At 67.0% G+C, this 9,773-nt stretch carries 13 protein-coding genes and 1 pseudogene; 10 read left to right on the forward strand and 4 right to left on the reverse strand.

Translation table 11 applies throughout. From position 1 onward, the window contains the following. Nucleotides 1-72 precede the first annotated feature (72 nt). Together AAFN86_RS25685 and AAFN86_RS25690 are read left to right on the forward strand one after the other, a co-directional pair. Entirely contained in the window at nt 73-1,605 is a 1,533-nt protein-coding gene (locus AAFN86_RS25685; protein WP_347546472.1) for a phage integrase central domain-containing protein, read from the forward strand. 160 nt (nt 1,606-1,765) lie between these two features. Next, on the forward strand, nt 1,766-2,098 hold the full coding sequence (locus tag AAFN86_RS25690; protein ID WP_347546485.1) for a hypothetical protein: 333 nt from the start codon (nt 1,766-1,768) through the stop codon (nt 2,096-2,098). Here AAFN86_RS25690 and AAFN86_RS25695 read toward each other — a convergent pair. Together AAFN86_RS25695 and AAFN86_RS25700 are read right to left on the reverse strand one after the other, a co-directional pair. Then, nucleotides 2,095-3,072, reverse strand: coding sequence for a tripartite tricarboxylate transporter substrate-binding protein (locus AAFN86_RS25695; protein ID WP_347546473.1), 978 nt, complete (start codon nt 3,070-3,072; stop codon nt 2,095-2,097). The two genes, AAFN86_RS25690 and AAFN86_RS25695, sit on opposite strands and share 4 nt — an antisense overlap. Nucleotides 3,073-3,385: 313 nt before the next feature. Beyond that, nucleotides 3,386-3,601 carry a hypothetical protein gene (locus tag AAFN86_RS25700; protein ID WP_347546486.1) on the reverse strand — a complete coding sequence of 72 codons (216 nt, stop codon included), beginning with the start codon at nt 3,599-3,601 and terminating at the stop codon, nt 3,386-3,388. Here AAFN86_RS25700 and AAFN86_RS29635 point away from each other — a divergent pair. Further along, nucleotides 3,596-3,694 (forward strand): annotated as a pseudogene (locus tag AAFN86_RS29635) (IS5/IS1182 family transposase); the annotation flags it as partial. The gene AAFN86_RS25700 and the pseudogene AAFN86_RS29635 overlap by 6 nt on opposite strands. Here AAFN86_RS29635 and AAFN86_RS29640 read toward each other — a convergent pair. Further along, nucleotides 3,694-4,107, reverse strand: a complete 414-nt coding sequence (locus tag AAFN86_RS29640) for a hypothetical protein (RefSeq protein ID WP_408906633.1) — start codon at nt 4,105-4,107, stop codon at nt 3,694-3,696. The pseudogene AAFN86_RS29635 and the gene AAFN86_RS29640 overlap by 1 nt on opposite strands. A 157-nt stretch (nt 4,108-4,264) precedes the next feature. Here AAFN86_RS29640 and AAFN86_RS25715 point away from each other — a divergent pair, with 157 nt between their 5' ends. The 7 genes from AAFN86_RS25715 (at nt 4,265) to AAFN86_RS25745 (ending at nt 8,669) form a co-directional block, all read left to right on the forward strand. Then, complete coding sequence (locus tag AAFN86_RS25715; RefSeq protein ID WP_347546475.1) at nt 4,265-4,831, forward strand: hypothetical protein; 567 nt, start codon at nt 4,265-4,267, stop codon at nt 4,829-4,831. Between the two features lie 103 nt (nt 4,832-4,934). Next, the gene (locus AAFN86_RS25720; RefSeq protein WP_347546476.1) at nt 4,935-5,153 is read left to right on the forward strand and encodes a helix-turn-helix domain-containing protein; all 219 of its coding nucleotides are present in this window, start codon (nt 4,935-4,937) and stop codon (nt 5,151-5,153) included. A 227-nt stretch (nt 5,154-5,380) separates the two neighbouring features. Continuing rightward, nucleotides 5,381-5,545 (forward strand): hypothetical protein, encoded by a 165-nt coding sequence (locus AAFN86_RS25725; RefSeq protein WP_347546477.1) that lies wholly within the window; start codon nt 5,381-5,383, stop codon nt 5,543-5,545. Next, complete coding sequence (locus AAFN86_RS25730) at nt 5,542-5,820, forward strand: hypothetical protein (RefSeq protein WP_347546478.1); 279 nt, start codon at nt 5,542-5,544, stop codon at nt 5,818-5,820. The genes AAFN86_RS25725 and AAFN86_RS25730 overlap by 4 nt, the downstream gene beginning before the upstream one ends. Next, nucleotides 5,817-6,686 (forward strand): toprim domain-containing protein, encoded by an 870-nt coding sequence (locus AAFN86_RS25735; protein ID WP_347546479.1) that lies wholly within the window; start codon nt 5,817-5,819, stop codon nt 6,684-6,686. The genes AAFN86_RS25730 and AAFN86_RS25735 overlap by 4 nt, the downstream gene beginning before the upstream one ends. Continuing rightward, on the forward strand, nt 6,679-8,172 hold the full coding sequence (locus AAFN86_RS25740) for a DUF3987 domain-containing protein (RefSeq protein WP_347546480.1): 1,494 nt from the start codon (nt 6,679-6,681) through the stop codon (nt 8,170-8,172). Before AAFN86_RS25735 ends, AAFN86_RS25740 begins: the two co-directional genes overlap by 8 nt. A gap of 140 nt (nt 8,173-8,312) precedes the next feature. Beyond that, nucleotides 8,313-8,669 carry a hypothetical protein gene (locus tag AAFN86_RS25745; protein ID WP_347546481.1) on the forward strand — a complete coding sequence of 119 codons (357 nt, stop codon included), beginning with the start codon at nt 8,313-8,315 and terminating at the stop codon, nt 8,667-8,669. A 107-nt stretch (nt 8,670-8,776) separates the two neighbouring features. Here AAFN86_RS25745 and AAFN86_RS25750 read toward each other — a convergent pair whose 3' ends face one another. Beyond that, nucleotides 8,777-9,529, reverse strand: a complete 753-nt coding sequence (locus tag AAFN86_RS25750; RefSeq protein WP_347546482.1) for a hypothetical protein — start codon at nt 9,527-9,529, stop codon at nt 8,777-8,779. Nucleotides 9,530-9,773 lie beyond the last annotated feature (244 nt).

Raw genomic sequence — 9,773 nt, forward strand, 5'->3', positions numbered from 1 at the left:
CAGCAGGCCTGCAGCGAGATGCTGGCCGGCGCTGAGAATGGGGGATGGCCTACAGGGGAACTGGCGGAGGGAATGTCTGCCAAAGCACCATCCCCCACCGTCCCGCAGCATCCCTTAACCTATTATATTCTCCCACATTACCAGCTTCCCCGGCCCGCAGTCTGTCCCGGAGCGTTTCGCCTTGTTCCCCACCAGTCCACAAGGTATTTGTGGACCATCTTGTGGACGGGCAGAACGATGGCGAAGGCGACGGGCAGGCTGAAGGGCAAATTGAAGGCGGTGCAGGTTGCGGCGCTGGCCGCAGCCGGAAAGCCCGGCGCCCATGCCGATGGCGGCAACCTCTATCTTCGCGTTGCGGGGGTGGACGCCGGAAAATGGACCCTGCGCTACATGATCGGCGGCAAGTCCCGAGAGATGGGGCTTGGACCGTATGACGCGGACGGCAAGGCCGGGCTGACGCTGGCGCAAGCGCGCGTCGCCGCCGAGGAACCCCGCGCCATGCTGCGGGCGGGCCAAGATCCGATTGCCGAGCGGGAGCGGCGCGAGGCCGAGGAAGCCGCCGCCGCCAGTGCAGCCGCCAAGGTAGTGGCCGCCACCGCCCGCACCTTTGAAACCGCCGCCCGTGAATTGGTGGAAACCAAGCGCGCCGGCTGGCGCAGCGCGAAGCACGCCGCGCAATGGCTCGCCACGCTGGAACAACACGCCTTCGCCACCATCGGCGCGAAGCCCATAGCGAGCATCGGGACGGAGGACGTGTTGGCGGTGCTGCGCCCGATTTGGGACCGCACCCCGGAAACGGCTTCCCGGCTGCGCCAGCGTATCGAGGCGGTGCTAGACGACGCCCGCGTGAATGGCTGGCGGGCCGAAACCGTCGCCAATCCGGCACGCTGGAAAGGCCACCTGTCCCTAACGCTGCCGCCGCCGCGTCGCGTTCGGGCGGTGCAGCACCACCCTTCCCTGCCCTGGCAGCAAATGGGCGCCTTCATGGACGCCCTGAGCAAGCGGGATGGCAAGGCATCCACGGCGCTGCGCTTCGCTATCCTGACGGGCAGCCGCACGGGGGCGGTGCGCCTGATGCAATGGCGCGAGGTTGATCTAGAGGCCGGCATCTGGACCGCGCCGGCCGCCAACATGAAAACCAAAAAGCCGCACCGCACCCCGCTATCCCCGGCGGCGCTGGCGCTGTTGGCGGAAGTCCGGCCGCTGATGAAGGCCCCCACCAACCTTGTGTTTCCCGGTGGCCGCAAGGACCGCCCGCTTTCCGATATGGCGCTGTCCATGCTGGCGCGGGGCATGGCGTGCGACGGGCTGGCCGAGCATGAGCCGCCGCGCTGGCGGGATACGGAAGGCCGCCCGGTGGTGCCGCACGGCTTCCGCGCGACCTTCAAGGGCTGGTCACTCGCCGCCGGCTACCCGGACCCGCTTTCCGAATTGGCGCTTGCCCATGCCGAAAAGGACAAGGTGCGCGCCGCCTATGCGCGGGAGGACATGCTTGAACAGCGCCGCCCGATGATGGGCGCATGGGCCGAGCATTGCGCGAAGGCGCCGGCTGCCCCGGCCAGCCTCGCCGCTGCCCGCGCCCGAAAGTCGAAGGCCGCCGGCTGATGCCGCGCAATGCAACCCGTGTCGTTTTCGCTGGCAACGGTGGCAACGCTACACGCCGATGAAATCCGTGCCGGGGCGGTTCCCCGGCATCGGAGGGCACCCCGTCCCGGCGCCGGAACCACCGGGCGGGGCTGACCCCGAGCATGGTAGGAGAGACCCCATGACCGAGGCTGAGACGACCGATATCACGATGGCGCGCGGCGGAATCGAAATCGCCTTGTGCGAGGTTGGAGACATGCTGGCCGAGATGCGGAGGATATTGGACAGCGGCGAGCCGGTGCCGCGCCGGGTTTTCGTCGGCGCGCTGGAATCCGCCGGGGATCGCGTGGCGATGGCAACGCGATGGCTTGATGCGCTGCCGGCCGAGTGCCAGCGCCGCCTAAAGAACAACCGCCGCGTCGCAACCCGCTACGACCAGACCGCCGACAGCTTCCTTGGCTTCGCCGCCCTCTCCTCGATCCGCCTTTGGATCAGGTTTGTCCATGTGGCCTAATCGTCGGCTGAAAATCCAACGGCCTGGACAATCGGACCCCACCGTTCGCGTTCGGTGCCGATCCTCTCTGCTGTAGCCTCGGGCGAAAGGATCAGTGGCGTGAATTCCAACTGCGCCAGCCTTGCTACCACGACCGGCTGTTCCAGCGTGTCCCGCACCGCCGCGTTCAGCGCGATGACCAAGGGCGCCGGTGTGCCTGCCGGGACCAGGAGGCAGAACGCTTCCGTCGCCATCAGGTCCGGGAAACCCTGCTCGGCGAATGTCTTCACCTGCGGCGCCCAAGGTACCCGCATCGGCGAACTGACCGCCAGCAACCTGCTCCGACCTTCGCGCGCCAAGGTTCCCACGTCGGCCATATGGCTCATGTATGCGTCAAGGCGGCCACCCAGAAGGTCCAACTGCGCTCCGCCTCGATAGGTAACAACGGTCATCTCGACGCCGGCTTGCCGGGCCAGCATGACCCCCAACATGTGCTGCGGTGCGCCGATGGCAGCCGGGGCGAAGGTGAATCCGTTCCTCTCCTTGGCCCAGGCGATGAAATCGGCAAGGTCCTGTGCCGGGTGTTCGGAGCGCACTACCCAGCCATACGCAATCTCCCCGATGGTCGCGACGGGGATGAAATCCACGAGCGCATCGTAGCGGGTCGTCTTCGGAAAAGTATGAGGGAAAAGAGTCATCACCGGCATCGGCGACAGCAGCATCGTGGCGCCGTCGGGCGCTGCCCTCTTCACCGCCTCGACGGCCAGGCGAGTGCTGGCGCCGGTCCTGTTTTCGACGACGACCTGTTCAGCGTAGGAGCCTGACAAGCGCTCCGCCAGCATCCTCGCCACGACGTCGGTCCCGCCGCCGGGCGCCGAGCCCACGACTATCCTGGCGACCCGGCCCAGCGTTGGATCCGCATCCGCCCGCCGAGCCAGACCGGCAATGGACAGCAATCCGAGCGCACCACGGCGCCCGACGTCACGCGAGCCCATGGTAACCCCCCATTTTTGGCTGCCGGGGTGCATCCGTAAGGAGCTACCACAGCGCGCTACATCAGCAAGGCGGCGGAACTACCGGGAACCTCCCGGGATTTCTTTGGCGATGAGCGCAGATCCCGATCAGATGGGATCATCCGATCGGTTCAACATGCTGGCGAAAACAGATGGTTAGAACGGCTTTCGTAAGCAAGTGCGAACCGAAACCGCTCTAGCGACCGAAAACCGCCGTTCGTCGATGACCGTACAACTACGCCCGGAATAAAGATATCAGAGATGGGAGGCCCGGTGGTGCTGCGCCGCTCCAACCTCAAAGCATCGCCCCACCTAACTGGCGCGCCGCCTGGAAATCGCTCCACCCGGTCAGCCGTCCGCCGTGTTTCGCGGCCGCCGCGAGGTCCGCGTGGCCGGTAAACGGCCGGTAGGGCGTCAACGGTGCTTCAAGCCCGCGCTCGCCCCCGTCGGCGATTTCATCGAGCACCTGCAGAAACAGGCCGGCCCGCGCCAGGAGCAGTGCCCGCGCCACGCTGTCAGCCGTCCCCTCTACGCGCTCCGTAGCCGCATCGAGTGCTTCATCAACCGCCTAAAGAACAGCCGCCGCATCGCAACGCGCTACGACTAGACCGCCGACAGCTTCCTCGGCTTCGCCGCCCTCTCCTCCATCCGGCTATGGGTCAGGTTTGTCCACGCGTCATAGGCCAGCCGAGCAGCAGTGCGGGCGACCACGTCTGCGAAGCCTTCGGCTTCGGCCGGCGTCAGGATAGGCAGGCCGCGTATCAGCAGGTGCGCCAGCCGGCAATGAACGCCTGTGCGATGGGCGACGTCGATCAGCGTCGCCGCGGCCGCTTCGCCGGCGAGCCGCTGATCTTCAACGGACCGCAGATCGTCGCGGTCATTCGTGGCGCCAGCGCCAGCCTGCGCAGCACGCAGGGCCGCACCGGACGCGATCTCGACAAAGCCGTCGTGAAACTCACTGCTGCGCTGGCTCGCTTCCACCATGGCGGCCGCCAGTATGTCGTGGTCGCCCGCCATCAGGGCTAGGGCCGCGCGGCATGAGCAAGCAATCGGTGCAGTGCGACGCAACCGCCGGCTAGACTGAACAGCGGCGGGGCAAGGGCCGGCCAGCCCGCGCGGACCTCCGACCGCGCCGCTGCGCCTCCATCCATCGGAGCGCGCGGAGGCGCGAGTGATGGCGGATAAGAAGCGCGATGTGCGGATGCGCCGTTTCGTCGCGGAGACGAAAAAGGACCCCGAAGCATGGGCGGCGGCTACCAGTGGCGCGCGGCAGGTTAACGACGCGATTTTGGCGCTCTGCGGGATCGTCGGCCAGAGCATGACCGCCGACTTCCTGCGGCAATGGGCAGAGATTTTGAGCGCGCATGATCATCGCGCGAAAGCGCGGAAAACCGATTACATCCCCAGCATCATCGGCCGCACGTCGAACAATGCCGAGGGGGACGCCGCCCTAAAGGCGAAACTCCGAAACCCGCCCATGGGCGCAAACGGGCGGCCACAGAAATTTGCGGCAATGGCGCGCATTCGCGCTTTTGGCGAAGACAGGCCCCCGCATCCTGACCGCAACGCCGATCATGTCGCTTACCGATCCGCGCGGACGCATTTGACGCGGTTACGGGCGGAAGTCCGCGCGGAGGACAATCAGGCTACTGCGGACTATCTGGCGCGTCTTGATGCTGGCGATGTCCCGAACCTGTTGGCGCTGCTCGCAGGGCTTCCACCGTCGAAAAGTGAGACATAGCGCGGCGATATTCTTGCGCGGAGAAGTCTCACTACCCGCCGTTCTTCCGTGATTATGAAGGGGGCCGTCTCGACGCATCCCGCGTCGGTTTGGAGACGGCAGAATGAATTACTCCCCCTCGCCCATCGTCCCCGAAATGGTGCCGCTGCCACGTGCGCCGGCCATCTTCGGGCTGTCCCGCTCGCACCTTTACCGGCTCGCCGCCGCTGGCCGCGTCAGGATGGTGAAAGCCGGCGCCCGAACGCTGGTTGATGCGGCAAGCGTCCGCGCCTTTCTGGCGTCCCTGCCGACCGCGCAAATCCGCACCGGGCAGGCCGCGTGATGCGCGCCGCCTTCGCCATCGCCACCCCGGCCGCTGCGTTGCTCGCCCTGCTGTTCCTGGCCGGGTTGCTGCGGCTTTCCTTCATCTAACGATACGCCCGGCGCGCTTGGGGAAGCGGCCGGGCGGGGGAAAACTGCAACGCGACACTGGCAGCCCTAGAAATAGGGCATCGCGCTTCCCTTCGCCACCATTCCCGAGCGTCCGGCCAGCCTGAAAGGGCCGAGACAATGGATCTGAAATCCGAACCGCTGCCGCCATTACGCGCGCTGCTGACCGAAGCCGCCGAGCATCGCCGCCACGGGGACCTGGCCGCCGCAACCGTGCTGGAAAACGACGCGCTCCGCGCGATCCGCGCCAGCGCGACCACCACCCGCGCCGAGGTGTCGGCATGAGCGCGCCGGGGCTGGCCCATATGGCAAAATGCCGATTCATTACGCTCTATTCGCCGCCCGGTATGGTGGGCAACGGCGGCTTCGAAGCCTTCATCTGGATGAAAGCATCGCACGTCCCGCAATGCGATGTGGACTATGTGGCTCAAGCCATCCGCGAAGCGCACGCCGCCGGGCACAACTTCTACCTGTTCTTTCAGCACGGCGAGGCGCGAGACACGTTCAAGGACGCGCTGACAGTCGCTGGCATCGTCGCCGCGCGGGCGGTGGTGCAATGAGCGCCGCTGAAATCGCTGAGGCATTGAGCCTGAAGCGCGCCGGCCATGCCTATCGCGGCGACTGCCCAGCCTGCGGCTACGCCGGGACATTTTCAGTCACGGAGAAGGACGGCCGCGCGCTGTGGTGGTGTGCGTCCTGCCAGGACAGCGACGGACTGACCGCCTCTGTCCGCGGCGTCGCGGCGGGCGATTGGGCTGCACCCACTGCCGCAGCGTCCCCGCCGCCCGTGGACCCGGCCAGCCGCACCCGCGCCGCCCTGTCGCTGTGGGATGCGGCCATGCCGATCAATGGCACCCGGGCCGCGCTCTACCTCGCCGCCCGTGGGCTGGCGGGCGAGGCGTCCCCCGCGCTGCGCTTTCACCCCGCGCTGCGGCATCCGAACGCGCCGGGCACGTTCCCTGCAATGGTCGCGTTGATCGTCTCGACCCTGACCGGCGAGCCGGCTGCGATCCATCGCACCTACCTGCGCCGCGACGGCGCAGGCAAAGCCGACCTCGACCCCGCCAAGGCGAGCAAGGGGCCGATGGGAGGCGGCGCGATCATGCTGCACGTCCCCGTGGCCGGCGCTCCGCTGGTGATCAGCGAGGGTGTTGAGACCGCCTTGTCGGCGGGCCGGATGATCGGCGCGCCAGCATGGGCCGCCATCGCGGCGGGAAACCTCTCGCGCATCGTGCCGCCTCCCGCGCCAAGCGAGATCATCATCGCGGCCGATCCCGACCCGACCGGGCAGATGGAAGCATGGGCCGCCGCGCACCTCTGGGCGGCGCAGGGGCGCCGTGTGTGCGTCGCCACACCCGACACCCCCGGCGCGGACTTCAACGACCTGTGGCGCGCCCGCCTGGCGCGGGAGGCCACCCATGGCTGACGGCTTCACGATGAACGACATGCCGGCGGCCGACATTCCTGACATTCGCATTCTAAATCTGCATCGCCGCCAGCCGCCCGCATTCCCGCTGCACCTTTTCGGCGAGCGTTGGGGCCGCTGGATCAAGGACGCCGCCGAAGCCGCGTCTGCGCCGCACGATTATGTCGGCGGGCCGCTTCTGGCGGCAGGTTCGGCCGTCATCGGCAATGCGCGATGGGCGCAGGCATATCCCGGTTGGGATGAGCCGCCGCACCTCTGGGTGTGCAGCGTGGGGGACAGCGGCGGCAGCAAGAGCCCCGGCGCCGACCCTGTGTTGAAGCGCATCATCCCCCCAATCGAACGCGAGTTGCAGCGCGACTTTCCCGACCGCCTGCGCGAGTGGCAGGCAGCCGCAGAAATCTCCAAGGCGAAGCGGGAGACGTGGGAAGCGGAGGTGAAGCGCGCGGCGAAAAGCGGCAACCCGCCGCCTCTGCCGCCGCGTGACATGGAGCCGCCGCCAGCGCCCAAGGCGCCGGCCCTGCGCAGCAACGACGCGACGATTGAGGTTGTCGCGGAACACCTGGCAGGCGGCGCGCCTAAGGGTCTGCTGATGGTGCGCGATGAACTCGCCGGGCACCTAGTTGGGATGAACGCCTACAACGATGGCGCGCGGGCGTTCTGGTTGGAGAGTTATGGGGGGCGTCCGTATCGGGTAGATCGCAAGAAGCATCCCCTGCCGATCAATGTCCCGCATCTGTCCTGCGCGTGGTGGGGCGGAACGCAGCCGGCGCGCCTCCAAGAAATTATGGAAGCTGCGGACGATGGGTTGCTCGCCCGGTTCATGTGGCTGTGGCCGGACTCGCTTCCGTTCGATCTGCCCAAGAACACGCCGGACATGGTGTTTCCCGTCGCGGCGTTCATGCGCCTGCACGCCTTGCAGATGCAGATGGGGCCAGAAGGTTTAGCGCCGGTTCTAGTCCCTCTGGCAGCCGAGGCGTTGAACGACATGCGCGACCTCGCCCGCGACATGCAGGCGCGCCAGCGTTTCGCGGGCGGGCTGATGTCGTCTGCACTCGGTAAGGGGCGCGGGTTGGCGCTGCGGCTGAGCCTGATTTTCGAATTCCTCTGGTGGTGCGCGGATGACGGGATGCGCCCGCCTCCCGCGTCAATTTCCCGGCGAGCGTTCGCCGCCGCTGCGGCGTTCGTCGCGGACTACGCGATGCCGATGGCGGAACGGTCCTATGGCGACGCTGCGGCCCCGAAGGCGGATCGGGACGCGGCGACGCTGGCCCGCTGGATCGCCGCCAATCGACCGGACGAAATCCATGGGCGCGTGCTGCAACGCGACGTTCGACTTCCCGGCCTGTCGGACGCTGAGAGCATCCGGGCAGCGGCGGCGGTGCTGGATGGCGCTGGGTGGTTCTTGCCGGCGATCAAGCCGCCCAGCCCTGGCCGCCCGCGTGTCGCCTGGGCAATCAATCCGGCGCTGTGGGAGGCGATCGGGTGAGCCGTTGGAGCACCCTATTCGCGGATCTATCTCCTAAGGACACAACTGACACAATCGACAAAACTCCCGTTGAAGGGGCCGCCCCGCCCCTTTGCGTCGATTGTGTCGATTGTGTCCCTATAGGCGCGGGGGAAAGTGAGGTGCGGCAGGCCGCCTCTCCCGATCCCGAGCTGATGGACCATGACGCGGCGGAACGGGTTGCGATGGCCGCCCATTACGCCGAGCCGGCGACGACGCGCGCCTATGTCCCGGAAACCACCGATCCGCTGCGCGACGGGCTGGCGCGCGGCTTCCATTCCCACCGTGCGGCTTGGGAAGCCTTGCCCTGCGGTGCCGATCGGGGGCGTGCCTTTGCGGAGGTTCGCCGGGAACCCGGCGCGTGTCCGAATTGCGCAGGCCGGCGGTGGTGGCGCCCGGCTGGCACGGATGAACTCCCGACCTGCGGCGACTGCCACCCACCGCCGCCGGGGCTGACTGTGCAGAGGGTGACGACCTGAGCGGCGCCCACATGACCGCACCGCCGAATGGCGAAGGCTGATGCTACCTTAGAGCCCGTTTGAGAAAGCCTTGTGGGAGATTGGGAGCGGCCTCTCCGTCGAACGAACTACGCCTTCAGCACGTATTCCCGGCCAAGCCCGCGGCAATCCATCTCGAAATCGATCTTCTGTACGGGCGGGCGGCACGGGTGCCATGTCAGGCCATTATCGGCCGCCCCGCGCCGCGTGATCTCATCGAGAAAGAAGGGATACAAGTCGAACACCGTGTAGGCCTGCACGGCCGTCGTATCCGACCAGCCGAAGCCGAAGGCGGCGAGGCGTCGTTCCATCTCGCCCAGCGTCTGCAGCGCCTTGGCCCGCATCCCAGCCGGGGAGGTGTCGTCATAGGCGATGATGCGTTCCTGTAACGTCGCACCCTTGCCAGTCTCGGCACCTCCGGCGATCAGGAAACTAGGCGCGGCATCCGCATCGGGCACGGTGTAGGTGAAGGCGTGGAAGCCGGATTCCGTCGGCGGCGCGAGCTCGGGGCAGACGTTGCTGCGGGCGACGGGATTGTCCTCGCCTTCCAAGATTCCCCACTCGCGCAGCGTCCCGATATAGCCGAGGTTGAAGTCGCGGAAGCCGCCCTCGCTAAAGGGCGCGTTGGAACGGAGTTCGCAACCGGCAAAGGCGGTGAGCGGCCGGTCCAGCGCACCGAGATGCGCACGGATGCGCGCCCAACCTTCGGCCATCGGCAGCAGGCGGCTGAAGCGGACGCGTTCAAGCCGGTATCCCGGCAGCGCGGCGACGCCCGAGGAATACTGGAAGACCGCCGGGATGTACCGGTATCCACCGGCGTCGAAGTTCTTGGTAGTCAGCATCGTCGACCCCCCCGCTTCGAACGACCTTATTGGTATTCCAGTAATCTCGGCACGCTTGGGACCACATCACAAGCGTCAATAGCGCCCCTCCGAATTACCATCCGTCTTTCTCAAACGGGCTCTTAGAGCCCATCCGGGAAGTTTGGATTCACATTGAGGGCGTTGCGGCGAGGCGCCGCAGCATGATGCGGATCATGGCCATGCGGACAAAGGCGGCAGCGATGCGGCAATGCCGCTCGAAATC

It is taken from the genome of Roseomonas sp. CAU 1739, assembly GCF_039839775.1.
Taxonomy (GTDB): domain Bacteria; phylum Pseudomonadota; class Alphaproteobacteria; order Acetobacterales; family Acetobacteraceae; genus Neoroseomonas.

Excerpts from the sequence above, each read along its gene's own strand:
- AAFN86_RS25725 (WP_347546477.1), top strand. The coding sequence starts at position 5,381 with ATGGATCTGAAATCCGAACCGCTGCCGCCATTACGCGCGCTGCTGACC.
- AAFN86_RS25715 (WP_347546475.1), top strand. The coding sequence starts at position 4,265 with ATGGCGGATAAGAAGCGCGATGTGCGGATGCGCCGTTTCGTCGCGGAG.
- AAFN86_RS25750 (WP_347546482.1), bottom strand. The coding sequence starts at position 9,529 with ATGCTGACTACCAAGAACTTCGACGCCGGTGGATACCGGTACATCCCG.
- AAFN86_RS25685 (WP_347546472.1), top strand. The coding sequence starts at position 73 with ATGTCTGCCAAAGCACCATCCCCCACCGTCCCGCAGCATCCCTTAACC.
- AAFN86_RS29640 (WP_408906633.1), bottom strand. The coding sequence starts at position 4,107 with ATGGCGGGCGACCACGACATACTGGCGGCCGCCATGGTGGAAGCGAGC.
- AAFN86_RS25730 (WP_347546478.1), top strand. The coding sequence starts at position 5,542 with ATGAGCGCGCCGGGGCTGGCCCATATGGCAAAATGCCGATTCATTACG.
- AAFN86_RS25690 (WP_347546485.1), top strand. The coding sequence starts at position 1,766 with ATGACCGAGGCTGAGACGACCGATATCACGATGGCGCGCGGCGGAATC.
- AAFN86_RS25720 (WP_347546476.1), top strand. The coding sequence starts at position 4,935 with ATGAATTACTCCCCCTCGCCCATCGTCCCCGAAATGGTGCCGCTGCCA.
- AAFN86_RS25695 (WP_347546473.1), bottom strand. The coding sequence starts at position 3,072 with ATGGGCTCGCGTGACGTCGGGCGCCGTGGTGCGCTCGGATTGCTGTCC.
- AAFN86_RS25740 (WP_347546480.1), top strand. The coding sequence starts at position 6,679 with ATGGCTGACGGCTTCACGATGAACGACATGCCGGCGGCCGACATTCCT.
- AAFN86_RS25735 (WP_347546479.1), top strand. The coding sequence starts at position 5,817 with ATGAGCGCCGCTGAAATCGCTGAGGCATTGAGCCTGAAGCGCGCCGGC.